Annotated in this window: 19 protein-coding genes; 6 read left to right on the forward strand and 13 right to left on the reverse strand. The window is 65.6% G+C overall.

The window, feature by feature from the left end:
- The first annotated feature begins 190 nt into the window (after positions 1-190).
- A complete protein-coding gene (locus ACN9M1_RS23520) occupies positions 191-574 on the forward strand; it encodes a VOC family protein (RefSeq protein ID WP_426399263.1) in 384 nt (127 codons plus the stop codon).
- Between the two features lie 15 nt (positions 575-589).
- On the opposite strand, the gene ACN9M1_RS23525 is transcribed toward ACN9M1_RS23520, so the two are convergent.
- A complete protein-coding gene (locus tag ACN9M1_RS23525) occupies positions 590-1,147 on the reverse strand; it encodes a dihydrofolate reductase family protein (RefSeq protein ID WP_426399264.1) in 558 nt (185 codons plus the stop codon).
- A 176-nt stretch (positions 1,148-1,323) separates the two neighbouring features.
- Between ACN9M1_RS23525 and ACN9M1_RS23530 the strand changes: the two genes are divergently transcribed.
- Entirely contained in the window at positions 1,324-1,941 is a 618-nt protein-coding gene (locus tag ACN9M1_RS23530; RefSeq protein WP_426399265.1) for an HAD hydrolase-like protein, read from the forward strand.
- Between the two features lie 3 nt (positions 1,942-1,944).
- On the opposite strand, the gene ACN9M1_RS23535 is transcribed toward ACN9M1_RS23530, so the two are convergent.
- From ACN9M1_RS23535 to ACN9M1_RS23550, 4 genes are all read right to left on the reverse strand, one after another.
- Positions 1,945-3,105: a GGDEF domain-containing protein gene (locus tag ACN9M1_RS23535; RefSeq protein WP_426399266.1), complete on the reverse strand. Its 1,161-nt coding sequence runs from the start codon at positions 3,103-3,105 to the stop codon at positions 1,945-1,947.
- 98 nt (positions 3,106-3,203) lie between these two features.
- A complete protein-coding gene (locus ACN9M1_RS23540) occupies positions 3,204-3,986 on the reverse strand; it encodes an ABC transporter substrate-binding protein (RefSeq protein ID WP_426399267.1) in 783 nt (260 codons plus the stop codon).
- 61 nt (positions 3,987-4,047) lie between these two features.
- Positions 4,048-4,374: a hypothetical protein gene (locus tag ACN9M1_RS23545; protein ID WP_426399268.1), complete on the reverse strand. Its 327-nt coding sequence runs from the start codon at positions 4,372-4,374 to the stop codon at positions 4,048-4,050.
- A 73-nt stretch (positions 4,375-4,447) separates the two neighbouring features.
- Entirely contained in the window at positions 4,448-4,798 is a 351-nt protein-coding gene (locus ACN9M1_RS23550) for a hypothetical protein (RefSeq protein ID WP_426399269.1), read from the reverse strand.
- Positions 4,799-4,988: 190 nt separating this feature from the next.
- Here ACN9M1_RS23550 and ACN9M1_RS23555 point away from each other — a divergent pair, with 190 nt between their 5' ends.
- Positions 4,989-5,576 carry a chorismate mutase gene (locus ACN9M1_RS23555; protein ID WP_426399270.1) on the forward strand — a complete coding sequence of 196 codons (588 nt, stop codon included), beginning with the start codon at positions 4,989-4,991 and terminating at the stop codon, positions 5,574-5,576.
- A gap of 31 nt (positions 5,577-5,607) precedes the next feature.
- On the opposite strand, the gene ACN9M1_RS23560 is transcribed toward ACN9M1_RS23555, so the two are convergent.
- On the reverse strand, positions 5,608-6,522 hold the full coding sequence (locus ACN9M1_RS23560; RefSeq protein WP_426399271.1) for a LysR family transcriptional regulator: 915 nt from the start codon (positions 6,520-6,522) through the stop codon (positions 5,608-5,610).
- A 110-nt stretch (positions 6,523-6,632) separates the two neighbouring features.
- Between ACN9M1_RS23560 and ACN9M1_RS23565 the strand changes: the two genes are divergently transcribed.
- Complete coding sequence (locus ACN9M1_RS23565) at positions 6,633-7,343, forward strand: type 1 glutamine amidotransferase domain-containing protein (protein WP_426399272.1); 711 nt, start codon at positions 6,633-6,635, stop codon at positions 7,341-7,343.
- A gap of 84 nt (positions 7,344-7,427) precedes the next feature.
- Positions 7,428-8,663 carry an L-dopachrome tautomerase-related protein gene (locus tag ACN9M1_RS23570; protein ID WP_426399273.1) on the forward strand — a complete coding sequence of 412 codons (1,236 nt, stop codon included), beginning with the start codon at positions 7,428-7,430 and terminating at the stop codon, positions 8,661-8,663.
- A 17-nt stretch (positions 8,664-8,680) separates the two neighbouring features.
- Here the strand turns inward: ACN9M1_RS23570 and ACN9M1_RS23575 are convergent, their stop codons facing one another.
- The 4 genes from ACN9M1_RS23575 to ACN9M1_RS23590 all read right to left on the reverse strand — a co-directional run bounded on the left by ACN9M1_RS23575 (position 8,681) and on the right by ACN9M1_RS23590 (position 14,206).
- Positions 8,681-10,165 (reverse strand): DegQ family serine endoprotease, encoded by a 1,485-nt coding sequence (locus tag ACN9M1_RS23575; RefSeq protein ID WP_426399274.1) that lies wholly within the window; start codon positions 10,163-10,165, stop codon positions 8,681-8,683.
- A gap of 155 nt (positions 10,166-10,320) precedes the next feature.
- Positions 10,321-11,637 carry an ATP-binding protein gene (locus tag ACN9M1_RS23580; protein WP_426399275.1) on the reverse strand — a complete coding sequence of 439 codons (1,317 nt, stop codon included), beginning with the start codon at positions 11,635-11,637 and terminating at the stop codon, positions 10,321-10,323.
- 3 nt (positions 11,638-11,640) lie between these two features.
- Entirely contained in the window at positions 11,641-12,387 is a 747-nt protein-coding gene (locus ACN9M1_RS23585; RefSeq protein ID WP_426399276.1) for a response regulator transcription factor, read from the reverse strand.
- Between the two features lie 94 nt (positions 12,388-12,481).
- Positions 12,482-14,206 (reverse strand): S53 family peptidase, encoded by a 1,725-nt coding sequence (locus ACN9M1_RS23590; protein ID WP_426399277.1) that lies wholly within the window; start codon positions 14,204-14,206, stop codon positions 12,482-12,484.
- A 216-nt stretch (positions 14,207-14,422) separates the two neighbouring features.
- On the opposite strand from ACN9M1_RS23590, the gene ACN9M1_RS23595 reads away from it, so the two are divergent.
- Entirely contained in the window at positions 14,423-15,271 is an 849-nt protein-coding gene (locus ACN9M1_RS23595) for an SIS domain-containing protein (RefSeq protein WP_426399279.1), read from the forward strand.
- A 25-nt stretch (positions 15,272-15,296) separates the two neighbouring features.
- Here the strand turns inward: ACN9M1_RS23595 and ACN9M1_RS23600 are convergent, their stop codons facing one another.
- From ACN9M1_RS23600 to zwf, 3 genes are read right to left on the reverse strand one after another with little or no spacing between them, the layout of a single operon-like run.
- Positions 15,297-16,364, reverse strand: coding sequence for a glucokinase (locus tag ACN9M1_RS23600; RefSeq protein WP_426399280.1), 1,068 nt, complete (start codon positions 16,362-16,364; stop codon positions 15,297-15,299).
- Positions 16,345-17,049 carry a 6-phosphogluconolactonase gene (gene pgl / locus ACN9M1_RS23605; protein ID WP_426399281.1) on the reverse strand — a complete coding sequence of 235 codons (705 nt, stop codon included), beginning with the start codon at positions 17,047-17,049 and terminating at the stop codon, positions 16,345-16,347. Before pgl ends, ACN9M1_RS23600 begins: the two co-directional genes overlap by 20 nt.
- Positions 17,049-18,518 carry a glucose-6-phosphate dehydrogenase gene (gene zwf / locus ACN9M1_RS23610; protein ID WP_426399282.1) on the reverse strand — a complete coding sequence of 490 codons (1,470 nt, stop codon included), beginning with the start codon at positions 18,516-18,518 and terminating at the stop codon, positions 17,049-17,051. The genes pgl and zwf overlap by 1 nt, the downstream gene beginning before the upstream one ends.
- Between the last annotated feature and the right edge of the window lie 255 nt (positions 18,519-18,773).

The raw sequence follows: 18,773 nt of genomic DNA on the forward strand, positions 1-18,773 counted from the left end.
GCCAGTCCAGAAAAGGAGACGCCGACAGCGTTGTCAAGCCGACAGGTTTTGCGCAAAACCGCTGCATGCCGCCGCGCCAGAACCGGCGCCCTATCAGGCTTTGCAGGCAGGTAACTTGCTGACGCGACGCACCTTGCGCACGCCCGGGCGTGGTCTATCGTTGAAGCAACACCGCCGTGGAGGCACGCCCATGCCCATCGAGTTGAACCACACCATCGTCTGGTGCCGCGATAAGCAGAAGTCCACACGCTTCCTGCGCGACATCCTTGACCTGCCCGAGCCCATTCCATTCGGGCAGATGCTGGTCGTGCCGCTATCGAACGGCGTGTCGCTCGACTTCTTTGACAGCGGCAAACCGATCGCCAAGCAGCACTACGCCTTCCTCATCAGCGATGCTGAATTTGATCGTGCCTTCGCACGCATCCAGGCGAAAGGGCTGACCTACTGGGCCGACCCTGCAAAGGCACGCGAGGGAGAAACCTACGCGCACAACGGCGGGCGCGGTTTGTACTTCGATGACCCGGATGGGCATTTTCTGGAGATCATGACGCGGCCGTATGACCTCGGGGCGTGAGGGTGTACTGAACGACTACCCCCGCACAACGTCGTACCGCATCTCGACGAACGTGTTCTTGTACGGCACAGCAGAAGTCAGCTTCAACGGCGGCGTGACGATCGTGCGCGGCAGCAGCGGCAAACCTGTGCCCAACACCACAGGCATGACCTGCACGATCAACTCATCGAGCAAGCCGCGATCAAGAAACTGACCGGCCAGTTCGCCACCACCGACGATCCATACGTTGCGGCCATCGGCTGCGGCCAGCATCTCCCGATGCACCGGCGTGATATCCCCCTGTACGAAGCGAATGTCTGCACCTTCCACCGTGGGCAACTCGCGTGAAGTAAACACCCACGCCGGCTGCGTATAAGGCCACGGCTGCGCCTCTGCCGTGCCAGGGCGCACCAGTTCGCGCAACAGCCATTCATACGTGGACGAACCCATCGCCAGCGCGCCAACATCGCGGATGAAGCCGTCGTAGCTCGTACCTTCCAGCGAGCCGAACTGCATCAGCCAATCCAGCGAATGGTCGTGCGTTGCGATGTAACCGTCGAGGCTGGTGGCAGCGTAGTACTGGGTCTTGGACATAGCGCGGGCATCCGTTCGAGATTCGGGAACAGGATGCTACGCCGGGCGCATTGTGCGTGCCTTACGTTTCCGACGTTTCGATTGGCTGAGGGCATGTGACCACCCCGTTTCGCCGGAACAAAGACCGTGGATAGAATCGGCGCCCCGGCCACCGCCGGATGCATACCAGATACACCATGCCCTATCGCCTCATCGCATTCGATTTCGACGGCACCCTTGCCGACTCGTTTGACCTCTTCATCGACGCGCTCAATGCCGCGTCCGCCAAGCACGGTTTCCGCACGCTCGAGGGCGCGGAGTTGTCGCAGGCGCGCGGCACGTCGGCACGCGGCGTGATGCGCATGTTGGGCGTGCCCCTATGGAAGGCGCCGGCCATCACGCTCGACATGCGGCAGCGGATGCGCAGCCGCATTGCCCAGACCACGCTGTTTGCCGACGTGGCGCAAACGCTGGAAACGCTCGCCGCCCGCAATGTACGCCTGGCCATCGCCACATCCAACGCAGAAGACACCGTGCGTGCGGTGCTCGGCCCCACCGCCCGACTCATCGACCCGTTCTATTGCGGCATTTCCGTGTTCGGCAAGGCGCGCAAGCTGGCGTCGCTCGTGGCGGCCACTGGCATCCCGCGCGAAGCGGTCTTGTATGTGGGCGATGAGATACGCGACGCCGATGCGGCCCGCGCGGCGGGTATCGCTTTTCGTGGCGTCGCCTGGGGCTATACCGCGCCGGATGCATTGCAGCGGCACACCGGCACGCCGCTGCTCAAGCATCCGCGCGACCTGCTGACCGTGTAAGCGCTAAGCGCTCGCAGCAACGCTAACGCGATCACGCCCCAAATTCTTGGCGTCGTACAACGCGTGGTCGGCGCGGGCGCTCAGGCGGTCATACGTTTCACCCGGCTGCCACGCAGCGACCCCGCCGCTGAAGCTGTAGCAGCAAGCCTCCGCGCCCGTCCCCACCGTCACCACTTGCGCGGCGGCAGCCTTGCGCAACCGCTCCGCAATGGGCACGGCGTCTTGCAGGCTGGTGTCGGGCAGCAGCAGTGCGAACTCTTCGCCGCCGATCCGGCCTAGCACGTCCGTCGGCCGAAGCTGCGTCTGCGCCATCTGCACAAACGCGCGCAGCACGGCGTCACCACCGGCGTGGCCGAGCGTGTCGTTGATGCGCTTGAAATGGTCCAGATCCAGAAGCAGCAACGACAGCGGCCGAGCCTGCACCTGCATGCGCGCCACATAGCGTCGCGCCAGCGCTTCGAAACCCTGTCGGGATAGCGCCCCGGTCAGGAAATCGCGGTTGGCGGCGTCCCGCGCATCGGCCAGCAGCGCGTCGTGCACCATCAGCATCGCCGACATCGAGAGGATGGGCATGATGGCCGCGGCCACCACAAGCAGCAACACACTGATCGACGTGGCAAACATGGTGGGATTGGACGCAGTGCCCAGTGTCAGGAAGTAGAGGCCGCGCGTGAGCTGGCAGGCGCCAAACGTCAACGCAATGCCGGCGGTCACGCGATACGGATAGGTCGGTCGGCCGGCAGGCGCGTGCCGCACCAACATCCAGGCTAGCGCCGTACAGAACGCGGCTGAAAACAGCGTGGTGGCAAACACGCGCATGGGAATGCTGTCGACAACGTAGCGCCAGTAGATCACTGCCGCGCCAACCGCCGCCACACCTGTCAACAGGAGCGGCCAGTGCGACCGCCGCCCAAGAAAACGCGCGCAGCCCACGTAGTAAGCCGCCCCACCCAATGCCAGCAGCACGTTCGCAACAACGACCGAGAGCGCATCGGGAATCGACCCGCGCAACAGGATCATGGGCAGCGCCAGCACCACCGCTACGTTGGCGCCAAACCACTCCGCAATGCCGGCCTTGCCGGAGCGCAGCAACGAACCGAGCAGCCCCAGGAGTACAAAGCTCATCAGCGCCGACGTAGCAATGGCGACGCCTGGGTCCAGCATGGTGACTCCCGCAAAGTCTTCTGTGGCGGGGATTCTACGGAAAGCGGTGGGTGGGGGACATCACCGGGTGGTGGGGCACGCAGTATCCCACCACAGACTCAAGCGTGGCCAGAAAGCTGCGAAACAATCGCGCCTGGATGCTTCGTTGCCGGTGCGACCGTGACCCCCGTCACCCCATGCCGCTGCAGCGCCTGCGCGACAAAGCCCGAGGCCTTCATGTCTTCCACAAATCCGGCGACATACGCCGCAGCCTGCGCGCCCCGGCTGGTCGGCACGCCCATCGCCTGACGGATCACCATGAAGCGTTCATCCAGCAGGCGCAGGCCTGGTACGTGGGCGGCATCCGCTTCGAGCTGTTGCTTCACGCCCGCAGCCACCTCGCTGTGCGTGTCGATAAAGGTCTGCACCACCGTCGGCGACGTGGGAGCGCGCACGATCTCCGCATGGTGCAGTTCGCGCGTGAGATACAGGTCGTACGCGCTGCCCTTGCCGACAACAACGCGATTACCCGCGCGGTCCACATCGGCATTGGTGCGGATGGGCGAGTCGTTGCGCACGAGATAGTAGCCCTCGATCAGCACGTAGGGCTCGGTGAACGAGATGCTGGCCGCGCGGCGCGGGTCAATGGCGAAGAAGCCGATGTCGGCCTGCTCTTGCGACACCAAGTCGACCGACTTCCCAGCCGCATCCACTACGACCAGTTTCAACGCCACGCCCAGGCGCTCGGCCAGCGCGTGGGCCAAGTCCACCGACACACCTACCGCCCGCCCCTGCGCATCCAGCTTCGCGAGGATCGGGTTGCCCGTGTTGATGGAAGCGCGCAGCGCGCCCGTGGGCGCGAGGGCTGAACGCAATGTCGGCAGGGTCGAGTCGGTGGACATGGTGCGTTTGTGGTCTGGGGCGATAGAGGCGGTGCCTGCATTCTAGAACCGTCGCACAAGTTCAGGGCTTGGGGCCAAGATCATCGACAGCGTGTCCGCCGGTTGCCTGCAATGCCGCCTCGGCCGCGTCCACCTGCGCGGGCTCGGCGTCAATGGTCAGCAGGAAGCGGCCGCCGATCACCACATTCTGGAACTTGCGCTCGTAGGTTTCGGCGATCTCGCCACCGGGTTCGTAGTCGCCGCAGAGGAAGTTGCCGCACACGGCGCCTGCTTCGTCGGCCTGATGCGACAGCGCCACACGCTCCAGCGCGAGGCCAGTGTTCAGTACAGCCTGGCGGGCCGCCTCTGCGGCTGCGTGGTCGGTAAAGATGCGAACGATGGTCGGCATGGGGTTCTCCTCGTCGTGGTGAACCCAAGGTGGACGCATCGGCCGTGCCCGGCAACGCGTCCGGCCAACCGCCTCAGAACAACGCCATTTGCCGCATCCCAAACCCGATCGCCTCTTCCACCCGTATGCGCGCGTGCGAGAGCGAGCCTTCGATGCCCGACAGCGTGCCGGCCAGCCAGCGGTAGAGGAGCGGCGCCTCGCCGCGCGGGCTGAGGTGGATTTCGCCGAGCTTCTTGCCGCGCTTGTCGCGGTAATAGTGGGAGCGGTAGCCGCGTTCCCAGTGGGTGATGGGACCGCGCCATTGGCGCGGGCGGCGGGGTTTGGCGGGGAGTACTTCGGCTGGCGATGCCGACACCGAATCCTCCCAGCCGAATGCGGGTTTGGCGAACAGCGGCAAACCTTCCAGATCGGGGTTGAAATCCATTGTCGTACGCTCAAAGCTTGCGCCACGTCTGGCTTTGCAGACACGGTTGGCGCGTAGCCCGCATGATACCTGGGTTTAAGGCGAACGGCACGTGCAAACGCAATGGCGGCGCGCACTTGTAGCACCGCATTGCGGCTGGAGTGCACCCCGCTTCGGTATCATGGCGACTCTTCGTGACAGGACATTCAGCATGACGCCTTTTCTCAAGCGCTCCGTAGCCCGCCCGGCGGCCGCACTCGTCTGTGCCGGTTGGCTCATGGCCGGTTGTGCGACCCAGGCCGGTGCCCAGGAAGGCGCCTTCGTCCCCTTGCTTCGGCATCTGGCCGACCGCCTCGTTACCGCTGATCAGGTTGCGCTGAGCAAGTGGGACACCGGCCAATCGGTCTATGACCCGGAGCGCGAAGCCAAGGTCATTGCCAACGTCTCGGCCATGGCACCCACTTACGGCTTGCAGGCGACGGATGCGGCAGACGTGTTTGCCGATCAGATCGAAGCCAACAAGGAAGTGCAGTACGCCCTGCTGAACGACTGGCGCCGCGCCGGTGCCGCGCCCACCGCGCCGCGCCAGAGCCTGCCGGACGTCATCCGACCGCGCTTGGATACCTTGCAGAAGGCCATTCTGCAGACCTTGCATGACGCCGGCCCCGCCCGCAACGGTGCAGATTGCCCGACGCAGGTGGCGCGCGACATCGAACACGTTGCGCGCGAGAAGGCGCTCGACACGCTGCACCGCATCGCCCTGGACCGCGCTACCGCACGGCTCTGCGTCAAAGGCTGAGCCCCCGCGTGGGCGCCGGCCGCGCATCGATTCACGCGCTGCGATGATGTTCGCTCGATGTCAGCACATCGATCAACGCTCGTGTCGCGGCAGATTGTCTGCGATGCGGTGCGTAGACAACCGAGAAGGGGCGTGTCCGGCCACGTAGTGCCGGCAACAGCTCAACGAGGCTGCCCTGCTCAAGCTGTCGGCGGACGATGAAGTCATAGCTTTGGCAGATGCCCACGCCCTGCGCGGCCAGGGATACCACGCCCAACACATCGCCTGAAACCTGGATGGTGGAAGGCGGCAGCCATTCGACATCCCGCTCTTCCTCCTTAAACACCCACGGCACCATCCGGCCGGTACTCGGCATCACGAACGGCAGACAGATGTGTTGCTGGAGGTCGTCCAATCTTTTGGGCCAACCCGAGCGCTGCAGGTAATCGGGCGAAGCCACCAAACACAACGCCGCATCTTCCAGCTTGCGCGCCACCAATCCGCTGTCGGGCAGATGCCCAAGCCGGATGGCCAGGTCAAACCCTTCGGCCACCAGATCGACGTTTCTGTTCGTGATGTTCAGCTCAACACGAACGCTGGGGTGCGACTGCGCAAACCGGGCCAGCAACGGCGGCAGACGGTAGTGGCCGTACGTAGTGGGCACGCTCAGCCGCACACGCCCCTTGAGTTCGCCCTCTTCCCCCTGGGCCTCGCGCTCAGCCTCGTCGAGCAGCGTAAAGGCGGCGCGCGCCTGCTCTAGATACAACCGGCCCGCGTCGGTCAACCCGATCCGGCGCGTGGTCCGGCGCAGCAATTGGTTGTCTAGGCGCGCCTCCAGCCGGGTGACGGCACGGCTGAGCACCGAAGGCGTGGTCGACAGCGCCACCGCCCCCGCCGTAAACGAGCCGTGCTCGGCCACCGCCAGAAATGCTTCGACATCGCCAAGGTAATCAAACTTCCGGCTCATTTTGTCGCTTCAAGAACAAATGATTGTCTGGATCGGCAGTTTATCGCCACTTGAGCCATCAATACAGTGTCGTCACACCAATGCAACCCCTACCAGAAAGGACTGAAACCATGCACACCAACACCCACCCCGCCGTCCGGCCCGTCCTGTTCGTGCTGACCAGCCACGGAACCAAGGGAAGCACGGGCAAGCCGACCGGCTATTACCTGGGCGAGGTCACGCACCCGCTGGCGGAGCTGGAGGCCGCCGGCATTGCAGTGGAGTTTGCTTCGATCCAGGGCGGGGAGCCGCCGGTGGATGGCCTGAACCTGAACGATGCCGTCAACGCCCGCTACTGGAACGACACGACCTTCCGCAGTGCCGTCCGCCAGACGCAACGCCTGGGCGATATCGACCCGAGCCGGTATTCGGCCATCTTCTTTGCCGGCGGCCATGGCACGATGTGGGACTTCCCGGACAGCGCCGCCGTATCGCACGTCACGCGCGCGATCTACGAGGCGGGTGGTGTGGTGGGTGCCGTTTGCCACGGCCCCGCGGCACTGGTCAACGTCAAGCTCAGCGATGGTGCCTACCTCGTGGCGGGCAAAGACGTCAGCGCCTTTACGGACAGCGAAGAGCGCGCGGTTCAACTGGACCAGGTGGTGCCGTTCCTGCTCGCCAGCACGCTGGTGCAGCGCGGGGCAACGCATCACCCCGCGCCGGACTGGACCGCCAACGTTGTCGTGGACGGGCACCTCGTCACCGGCCAGAACCCGCAGTCTGCGGCGGGCGTGGGGGCAGCCATGCGTGACTTGCTGCTCGGCCACCCGGTCAGCGCGTAAGCCCTCTCCCGCAAGCCAGCCCTGGTGTCACACCACCTTCAAGGCGCTGCTTTTGCAGCGATCCCTCCCCATTTTTGGATCACGATGATGAATCGCCGTCGCCTTACCCTGGCTGCCGCGCTGCTGGCAGCCGCATACAGCACGTCCGCTATGGCGGTACAACCCACGCAACCGGCCGAGCGCGCATCGCTCGAGCACTGGCGCAGCTATACAGGCGTGACCTGGGCACCCGCCAACGAGGGCGGCAACGTCGCGGCCGATGCGAGTTCGGTCAACGCGCCGATTGTCGGCATCCACTTCGACCTGCAAGGCCGGGCGTTTGTCAGCACGCCCCGGGTGCTGTCTGCGGATGCGCCTGCCACGTTGAGCGTGCTGGACACACGCACGACCTCCGGGCCGGCGCGGCTGACGGCGTTTCCGTCAACGCAAGACAATGCCGTGGCCGGTGCGCCGGATCAGCACCTTCGCAACGTGCTCGGCTTCTACATCGACCGGCGCAACGGTTGGCTGTGGGCACTCGATCAGGGCTTTATGGCGGGCGAGAGCGAGGCCCCCGAAGGCGCACAGAAGATCATGGTCTATGCGCTCGATACCGGCCGGCTGGTCAAGCGTATCGGCCTGGATGCCGTGGCAGACCGCAAGGGCAGCTTCCTCAATGACATCGTGGTCGATGAAGCCCGCAAGGTGGCCTATGTGTCGGACAGCGGCCTGCGCAGCGCGCCCGCCAATCAGGCAGGCCTGATCGTTGTGGATTTCACATCGGGCCGCGCGCGCCGCTTGCTCGATCGGCATCCGAGCCTGTTGCCGGAACCGGGCGCGAAGGTCATGTCGCACGGTACGGAAGTCTGGCCGGGCAAGCCGCTGGTGCTGGGCATCAACGGCATTGCGCTGTCGCCAGATGCGCGCACGCTGTATTGGACTGTCACCACAGGCCAGCACGCGCATGCGATTGCCACACAGGTGCTGCGCAACCCGAAGGCCAATCGCGCAGAGGTCGCCGCCGCCGTACACAGCATTGGCGACGTGGGCGGCAACACGGATGGCATTGTCACCAGCGCAGACGGCCGGCTGTACATCACCGACGTGACGCGCAACGGTATCGTCCGGTACGACCCCGCCACAAAGGCAATGGCGCTGGTGGCGGCGGATGACGGCGTTTCTTGGCCGGACACGCCGACGCTCGCTCCCGACGGCGCCCTGGTGGTGACCTCCAGCCGGCTGAACCTGCACTTTGCGGGCGCGGTCAAGGCAGGCGAAGAGCGTTATGACCTCTGGCGCCTGCCGTTGAACCCACCGCCCCAGCAAGGCGCGCCGAAGTAGCCCGTCATGGGCTGATGTCAGCCCAGATCCACCGGCACAAAGATCTTCGTGTCATCCCGCTGGACCAGCAGGGCGACATGCTTGCCGGCACGTTCGACCAGCGTGCGCAGCTCCTGCGCCGACGACACCGGTGTGCCATTGAGCGACAGGATCACGTCACCCGGCTGGATGCCGACCTTGGCAGACGGGCCGCTCGCTTCCATCACCACCAACCCGCCCGGCAGGCCGCTCTGGCGCTTTTCTTCCGGTTGCAGCGGGCGCACGGCCAGGCCGAGGCGGCCCTGATCGGGCGCGGCCTTTTCATTGGCCGCCACCTTCGTATCCTTGGCCGCACCGATGGTGACCGTCAACGTGGTCGGCTTGCCTTGGCGGATGATCTGCAGCGGCACCGTGCTGCCAGGTTTGATGTCGGCCACCTGTTCCGGCAGATCCCCCGAGCGATCAATGCGTGCACCGTTGATCTGCAGGATCACGTCGCCGGGTTGCAGGCCGGCCTTGGCGGCGGGGCCGTCCGGCTCCACCGAGTTGACCAGCGCGCCCTCCGGCTTGGGCAAGTTGAACGAATCCGCCAGCGACTGATTGACCTCCTGCACCGCAATGCCCAGGCGCCCGCGCGTAACCTTGCCGGTGGTAACGAGCTGTTGCTCCACCTTCATCGCCACGTCGATCGGAATAGCGAACGACAAGCCCTGGTAGCCACCGGTCTGGCTGTAGATCTGCGAGTTGATGCCGATGACTTCGCCACGCTGATTGAACAGCGGGCCGCCCGAGTTGCCGGGGTTCACGGCCACGTCGGTCTGGATGAAGGGCACGTAGGTGTCGTCCGGCAGCGCGCGCGACTTGGCACTCACGATGCCCGCCGTCACGGTGTTCTCGAAACCATACGGCGAACCGATCGCCACGACGGGCTCGCCCACCTTGGTATTGGCAGGGCTGCCGATCTGCACCACGGGCAGGTTCTGGGCCGAGATGCGCAACACGGCGATGTCCGATTGCTTGTCCACGCCGAGCACCTTGGCCTTGAACTCGCGGCGATCGGTCAGCTTGACGTTGACCTCCTGCGCCCCGTCGACCACGTGTGCGTTGGTGAGGATCAGCCCATCGGCCGAGACGATAAAGCCCGAGCCCAACCCGCGCACGATCTGGTCGCCGCGCTGCTGCGGCATCTGCGGCATGAAACGCTTGAAGAATTCGGCAAACGGATCATCCGGGCTCATGCCGGGCGGCAGCCCTTGCATGCTGGTGCGCTGCGCATGCGCGGTGGTGCTGATGTTGACCACCGCCGGGCCGTAGCGCTCGACGATGCCGGAGAAGTCCATCGGGGCAGCGACCGCCACCGGCGGCATGGCTGTCGCAGGCGCCGCAGCAGACGCCATCACCGGCGCCACGGGTGCGGCCACCGCCCGCGTAATCATGTCTTTCTGCAGATAGGCATAGCCACCCGCAACCGCGATCACCGCAGCCAGGCCGGCCGCGCTGCGTGCCAGGGTTTGGCGTGTCATTGTCGTGTCCTCTCATGCTGAAACGAGGGCCACGGCTGGCGGGTTGCCTGTCGTGCCCATCGGTTGCAAGCATCGTAGGCACGCAGACTTAAACGAGACTTAAGGCCTCGGGCATCACACGAAACAAAGTGTTTCGGGCTGCCTCAGCTGTCACATCAGGTGGCCGCCCTGAACGGAAAGCGCAACACCACACGCAGCCCACCGCCTTCACGCGCTTCCAGTGCCAGCGTGGCGTCGTGCGCCTGCGCAATCTCGCGCACGATGGCCAAGCCCAGACCACTGCCGCCAGTCGGCGCTTGGGTGGGGCGATAGAAGCGGTCGAGCACGCGCTCGCGTTCTTCCTCCGGGATACCGGGGCCGTTGTCCTCCACCACCAGTTGCACACCACCGTCGGGCGTGTGGCCGGTCGAAACATCCACGCGTGCGCCGCGCGGGCAATAGCACAGCGCGTTATCGACGAGGTTGACCAGCAGCACGCGCAACGCATCCGCATTGCCCAGCACAGACGCCGGCTGCGATGCCATGTCGACGCCGAGATCGATGCCCTTGTGGACGGCCGCCGGGGACAACTCCGCCACCACCTCGGCCGCCACCGCATCCAGCGCGACCGGCGCGCGTTGCGTATCGGCAGCCCCAGGCTCCTGCCGCGCGAGCGTCAGCAACTGACCCACCAGACGAATCATGCGTTCCACACCGCGATGCAGATCGGCATGCGCAGCCCGGCGCTCGTTTTCGTCTTGGGCGCGGTCCGCTACCTGCAATTGCAGCTTGAGCGCCGCCAGCGGCGTGCGCAGCGCGTGCGCGGCATCGGCGACAAACGCACGCTGATGCGCAAGCGCAGTGCCCAGGCGCGCCAGCAGATCATTCAACGCGTTGGTGAGCGGGCGAATCTCGTCGGGCAAGCCTTGCGTGGGCAGCGGCGACAGCGCGGCCGCATCGCGCGCCTGCACCTGCTTGGCCACCGAGCCCAGCGGCGCCAGCCCGCGTCCGACCGCCAGCCACACGATCCAGCCGAGCAACGGCAGCAGAATCAACAGCGGCGCCACCGTGCGCAGTGCCATGCGTGCCGCGACCGCGTGCCGTGCGCTGTACGGCTGCGCGATCTGCACCACGGCGGGCCCAAAGGCGACGCTGTACACGCGCCAAGGCCCCTCGGGCGTATTCGCATCAGAAAAGCCCAGTTCCACCTGGTCCGGCAAATTCGGCCGCGCGTGCGAAAGATAGAGGCTGCGGCCCGTGCCATCCCAGATGCGGATCACGACGTCGTCATCACGCGCGATACCCGCCAGCGCGGGCGGCGGCGGATCGATCCACTGGCTGGGCAGCGCGGCAGCCACTTGCTGCATCTGATAGTCGAACAGCGCGTTGGCTTCCTGGCGCGCCTGCGCGTAGATCAGCCCCGTGGCGACGACGATGCCTGCCAGCAAGCCGCCCGCCAGCCACCAGAGCAATGTTTTGCGAATGGATTGCATGGGCTATTGGTGGTCTTTGTGGTCGGCAGGTTCCGCGGGCGGCGTAGGCATCTCACGCGGAATCACATACCCCACGCCGCGGATGTTCTGGATGAAGTGGCTGCCGAGCTTCTTGCGCAACGCATGGATGTAGACCTCCACCGTATTGCTGCCGACCTCTTCGTCCCAGCCGTAGAGGTTGTCCTGCAACTGCGCGATCGACCACACCTTGCCCGGCCGCGCCAGCAGCGCATGCAACACCGCAAACTCGCGCCCCGACAGCTTGACCGGCACACCGGCGCGCAGCACCTCTCGTGTGACCGGGTTGAGCAGCACGTCGCCGTGGCGCAAGAGCGGGTCCGCCCGGCCACCCTGCCGGCGCAGCAGCGCATGCATGCGCGCGGCCAGCTCCTGCAGGTCGAACGGTTTGACGAGGTAGTCGTCCGCACCCGCGTTCAAGCCGGCCACGCGGTCGGCCACCGCATCGCGTGCGGTGAGGATCAGGATGGGGATGGCGATGCCGCGCTGGCGCAACTCACGCACCACATCCAGCCCATCGCGTTTGGGCAGGCCGAGGTCGAGCAGCATCAAGTCGAACATGGAAGCGCCCACTTCCGGGCCAGAGGCACTCGAGGCGGCGCCGGGCGCCGTCACGGCATGCAGTGCGGCCTCGCCGTCGCGCACCCAATCGATGGCAAAGCCGTCGTGGCGCAAACCCTTGCGCACGCTGTCGCCGATCATGTCGTCGTCTTCTACGAGGAGCACGCGCATGACGAATCAAAATAAGCCGGGGAAGGCTCATTGTAGAACCGCCGCGCGGGCGGTTCGCGCTTTGGGCAAAACCGCCCGCAACATCATCGCCGCATCAGAATCCGCCGGATTTGATCAACTGGTTCAACGCGCCGATGTTCAGGCTGCCCCAACCCGTCGGGTAATCCCAGCCCTGGGCCGCGTTGTAGCCGTAGCCCTGGTAGCCGTTGTTGCCCGAGACCACGTCATAGCGCAGCAGCGACGCGTTGGCCGGAATAGCGCCGTACAGGCGCGCCGCCGGAAAGCCCAGGTTGCCGTTGGCCGCCAGCAGCCGCGCCCAGAAACCGACAAAGATGGGCGATGCCAGGCTCGTGCCGCCAATCTGCTGCAGTTGACCGTAGTTGTAGATGTAGGCACCGGTGCTCTGCGCCGCATCGAACGACACATCGGGCAACAGCCGCGCATTGCCACCCTGCCAGCTCGGCGCCGGCAGGATCTGGCTGATGCCGCCGCCGGTGGCCCACAGCTTGCCATTGCCATCGAGGCCTTCGTTCCACACGGTCTCGCTGGCGAAGCTCGATCCGCTGGTGTAGAGCGTGGTCCCGCCAATGGCCAGCACGTGCGGCGACGATGCCGGCCACGACACGCTGTAGTTGCCGCCGTCCGGATAGCCACGGTTGTTGCACTCGTAGACGCCTTCGTCGCCGGAAGACACGGAGAATGTCTGCCCCTGCGCGGCGGCTGTGGTGAAGATGGCTTCCTCCGCATCGAGCGTGCCGTCGGCGCTGGCGTCGTTCTCACACCAGCCGAGCGACACGTTGATGATCTTGGCGGTGTTGTCCGTCACAGCCCGGTTGAAGGCCTTGGTCAGCCCGGTGTTGCCCGGCGCGTTCAGGTCGGCCATGTAGAAGGCCAGCTTGCCGACCGCACCGCCGGCCGCGCCCACGATGGATTGGCTGTCGAGGTTCCATTCGCCCTGGCCGTCCTGGTCGTCGGTGTAGTTGCCGCTGGTGCCGTTGGTTTTGATTGTGGTGGTGGACACCGTGGCGTAACCGTTGCTGCTCGTGAAGGTGCGCAGGTCACGCAGCGTTTGCGACACCCCGCCGATGGTGACGATGCCGACCGTCGTGCCCGCCGCCGTGGGCACACCAGTCGCGCCGTACAGCGCCGGGAACTCCTTCGGATAGTGGCCAGTAGCCGTGCCCGCCGCCAGCGTGCGGGGTTGCGCCACATCCCCCACGTGCAGCAGCGGACGCGCACGCGCCACGTTCTGCAAGCCCAGCACCGAACCGACGATGCCACCCAGCGCGCGCGGCACCTGCGCCTTGCCGCTGTTGGCAAACCCGCTGCGTCCCGCCAGTTGGTAATGCACCAGCGGCGTGTTGAAGGCCGCCTTGACCGTACCGGCCGTACCGCGCGCCGACACCAACAGCCGGTTGGGCGCCACATCGATATCGATAAAGCCGTTCTGCCGCAGATAGCTCACCACGGCATCGACCTGCGCCTGCGTGGGCGCGTGGTCGGCGAGGAACTGCTCGCTGGTCAGGTACTTGCGGTAGTGCGGACTGCGCGGGTCGTTCACAGCGTGCGCGAGCGCCTTCAGCGTGGCCTCGTTGCGCAGTTTGAGGCTGATCAGCACATCGGTGGTCTGGCCGGGTGCGACCTCGTTGGCGGCGCCGCGCGCCATGAGCTGCGGGCCTGTCACGAAAGCCTTGGTGTGGGTGTCGACCCAATCGGTAGCGGCATGCAGCGGCCCGGCTGCGAGCACCAGCGGCCATGCATACGCCAGATGACGGCACAGGGTGGAAAGGTGCTGCATGGGGAGAGCAGTACGGAGCATCGGATGTCCTCTTGAGGAGTACGACGTTGCAGAACCACGCCGCTTGTGACGACGTGGGCGCCGTTCACCGTAGCCGACGCGTTCGCCTCGCAACAGTGCAAAAACAGTCAGTTGCAGTCGGAGCGCGCTGCATCTAACAACCCCTCGCGGGGCGGTTGCGCACGGCTGCGCTTGCCTTTATCGTGATGCGATCCACCACCTCAGTCCCACGCGCAGATGAGCGCCCCGCAAGACACGACTTCCCCCGCCGAACCTTCCGCCGACTTGCGCGAGCGCATTCGCGCAACGCGCCCATCGCTCACGCCGGCAGAACGCCAAGTGGCCGACTGGGTGCTGCGCCAACCGGGTACCGTGCTGAGCTTGCCGGTGGCGGCCATCGCGCGTGAAGCCGGCGTCAGCCAGCCAACGGTGATCCGCTTCTGCCGCTCGATGGGCTGCCATGGCCTGTCGGATTTCAAGCTGCGGCTGGCGCAAGGGAAATTCGGCAACCTCGGCAACGTCGCGCGCGAGACCGTACCGACACGCAGCGCGCCGCCCTCCGGCACGTGCGTGCTGCAAGACACCATCGATGCACTCGCCGCGCTGCGCGACCGGTTCGATGTGCGTGCGCTGGATGCGGCCGTCGCGCTGGTCGATGCCGCTCATCGCATCGACCTGTACGGCTTCGGCAGCTCCGGCGTGGTGGCGCTCGATGCGCAGACGAAGTTCTTCCGCTACGGCATCCAAGCGCAGGCGTATAGCGATCCGTATCTCGTGTCGATGTCGTTGAACGTGCTGCAGGCGGGCGATGTGGTGATCGTCATTTCCAAATCGGGCGCGCTGCCCGAACTGCAGACCGCAGTGGAACGCGTGCGCGAACTGGGCGTGCGCGTGATTGCCGTCACCGCGCCCGGTAGCCCGCTGGCCGTGCTGGCCGATGTGGTACTGCCTGCGGATGTGGATGACGCCGCGGCCGATCGGTCGATGGTCGCGCGGCTGCTTCACCTGGCCTTGCTCGACGCGCTGGTGCTGGAGGTGGCACTGCGCAAGGGCAGCACCGTCCAACACGCCGATCCGTCGGAATAAGCGCGGCTAAGCGCGCTTCAGGCTCTCAATGCCCCTGCGCCACCGCGTGGTCCATAGCGGCGCACAAGCCGATCAACCCCGGATACGGCGAATGAATGACATACACCGGCATCGCCGCCACATAGGCCGAGAAGCGACCCTTGTCTTCAAAACGCCGCCGGAATGGCGAGTTGGCAAACGCGGGCCCAAGCTTAGGCACGATGCCACCGCCGATATACACGCCGCCGCGCGCCCCCACCGTAACGGCCAGGTTGGCGGCAACGGTGCCGAGGAACGCGCAGAACATATCAACGGCATAGCGGCAGCGGGCGTGGTCGCCGGCGCTGTCTTCCATCTCGCCGAGCGCGATGGCGGTGATGTCGGCGGCGCGACGCACGGCGGGGCCTTGCTGCCACAGGTCAAAGCAGGCGCCCAGCGCTTCGTAGATCAGCTCCAGGCCCATGCCCGAGATCAGCCGCTCGGCCGACACGTGTCCGAAGCGCTCACGCGCAAAGCGCCAGATGGCGACTTCCTCATCGTTCATCGGCGCGAAGGCCACGTGGCCGCCCTCGCCCGCCACGGCGATGTAGCGCCCTTCCGGTGTGGGCAACAGCGATGCCACACCCAGGCCCGTGCCCGCACCCAGCAGCGCACGCGGCGCATCGGCAAGGCTGGCGCCGCCGCCGACCTGCTCCAACTCGTCCGCAGGCAAATAAGGCAGCGCATGCGCTAACGCCGCAAAGTCATTGAGCACGACGAAGGTATCGAAGCCCAGCGATTGCCGCATCGCTTCGATCGAGAAAGCCCAATCGCGATTCGTCATGCGGATCTGGTCGCCCAGTACCGGATTGGCGATGCCGATGGCGGCATGGCGTACACCGGCGTCGACAATTTCCTGCGGCAGCGACGCGAGGTACGCGCGCATGGCCGATTCGAGCGAGGGGTAGTCATCACCCGCCAGCACGCCGACGTGGGCCAGGCGCATGGGCGCCATCTCCAACGCAAAGCGCACGTTGGTGCCGCCCACATCGGCCACTAGGCGCGGGTAAGCCTGCGCGTGGGCCAATCGATCGGCCCCAGTGCCCGCGCTCACTTCATGCAGTCCAATAGACATCGAGCGGTACCTCCCGCTGATGAATGATGTAACTCACCGGCAGCGCGCGCTGCGCCTCGCCCTGCGCGGCTTGCTCAAACACGCCGCGCTTGAGCGGCCCGGTAATCGACAGAAACAACCGTTGCGCCGTACACAGCGCCGACAGATTCAAACTGATGCGCCGATGCGGCGCCATGCCCGGGCGCACCGGCAGGTAGGCAGGCGCGTGCGTGCGGTCAATGCCCTCACCCAGCTCCGCCGCGTCGGGAAACAGCGATGCGGTATGCCCGTCGTCCCCCATGCCGAGGATGACGACATCCGGCTGCTGGAACGGCTCGTTGGCGGTCGCCACGCACGCATCCACATCCACCGAATCGCCATGCACATGCGGCGACAGCACCAGCGGGAAGAACCGTGCGGCAGCGGCGGCATCCTGCAACAGATGCTCGCGGACGAGGCGCGCGTTGCTATCTGCGTGTTCGGGCGGCACGGCGCGTTCATCGACCAGCGTGATCGACACGTCCGCCCAGCGCAGCGGCAGCACACGCAGCGCGGCGAACAGCGCGATGGGCGAACGCCCGCCCGACACAGCCAAGCACGCGCTGCCCTGCTGCTCGATCACGCGCGTGAGCGTGGCGGCAATGGCATCGGCCAGCGATGCCACCTGTGCCGCCGCATCGGGAAGTGCGTGCCAGCGCATCGCCATCACATCTCCTCGTGCCAGGCGGCGCTGTCGCGCGAGAGCAATGCGCTCGACGCCGCCGGGCCCCAACTGCCCGCCGTGTAACCCTTGGGCGGCGTGCGCGCTTCGTTCCACGCCTCAATGATCGGCTCGACCCAGCGCCAGGCTTCGGCCTGTTCATCGCGGCGCACGAACAAACCCAGCTTGCCGTTGACGGCGTCCATCAGCAGGCGTTCATACGCGCCGGCATGGCGAACACCGCCGTGGTCGGTGAAATCCAGATCGAGCGTGGCAGGTTGCAAGCCCAGCGCCGCACCGGGTGTCTTGGTCAGGAACTGCAGGCGAATGCTTTCTTCCGGCTGCAGGCGGATGACGAGGCGGTTCTCGGGAAACTGAATCAGCGGCTTGGGAAACAGCGCATGCGGCACGTCGTGAAAGCGCACGACGATTTCCGCCAGCCGCTGCGGCATGCGCTTGCCGGTGCGCAGGTAGAACGGCACGCCGGCCCAACGCCAGTTGGCAATCTCGGCCTTGATAGCGACGAAGGTTTCGGTGCGGCTGTCCGGCGGAATACCCTGCTCGTGCAGATACCCCTGCACCGGCTGGCCGGCGATGGCGCCTTCCAGATACTGGCCGCGCACGGTCTTTTCTGGCACCTCCTGCAGCGGAATCGGCTTGAGCGCCTTCAGAATCTTCAGCTTCTCGTCGCGGATAGCGTCTTGCGAGAGGCTCGACGGCGGCTCCATGGCGACGATACACAGCAGCTGCAGCAGATGGTTCTGCACCATGTCGCGCAGCGCGCCAACGCCGTCGTAGAAATCGCCGCGCTTTTCCACGCCGAGCTGCTCGGCGATGGTGATCTGCACGTCCTTGATCCACTCGCGGCGCCAGAGCGGCTCGAACAACGCGTTACCGAAGCGGATCGCCATCAGGTTCTGCACCGACTCTTTCCCGAGGTAGTGGTCGATGCGGTAGATCTGGTCTTCGGCAAAGTACTCGGCCACAGCCGAGTTGATGCGCTCGTTCGAGGCCAGGTCCGTGCCCAGCGGCTTTTCCAGCACGAGGCGCACGTTAGGGGTGTTCAGCCCGACACGGGCCAACTGCGCGCAGATGTCGATGAAGAAGCCCGGGGCGGTGGCCAGGTAGCACACCGTCACGGGGGCGCGGTCTTCGCCCAGCGCGGCGGCCAGCCCGTCGAACTGCTCGGGTTTGCGCGCGTCAACCTGCTGATAAACGATGCGCTCGGCAAACGAGGCCCAGGCGTCGTCGGAGACGGGCGCGCCGGAGTACAGGCGCATGGTCGGGCGCGTTTCGCGCTCCAGCAGCGCGAGGTAGCCCGACGTTTCCAGCGGCTGCGTGCCGATGGCGAAGATCCGCCCGCGCGGGTGCAGTTCGCCACCCTGGTGCGCATCGAACAAGGCCGGAATCAGCTTGCGGCGGGCAAGATCGCCCGTACCGCCAAACAACACCATGTCGAATGCGGGCACCGACATCGTCATCTCCTGTGTGTGAGCCACCGATTAGGCTAGCCTAGTTGACTAGCAGGACAACACGTATTTTTACCTCATTTTGTAGTATTACTACATCGCAAGCAAGGCGTGCGTAACACTGCCCGGGCAAGTGTCTGCGGCCCGTCATTTGAGAATCCGCCTGACTCTTGGCGCGCTTTGTGGCACGCAATTCGCGTGCACGGTGGCATTGGCGGGGTGACTTTCCGCACGACACCTGTGGAAAACCCTGTCCCACGA

This window comes from Ralstonia sp. R-29, assembly GCF_049913345.1.
Classification (GTDB): Bacteria; Pseudomonadota; Gammaproteobacteria; order Burkholderiales; family Burkholderiaceae; genus Ralstonia.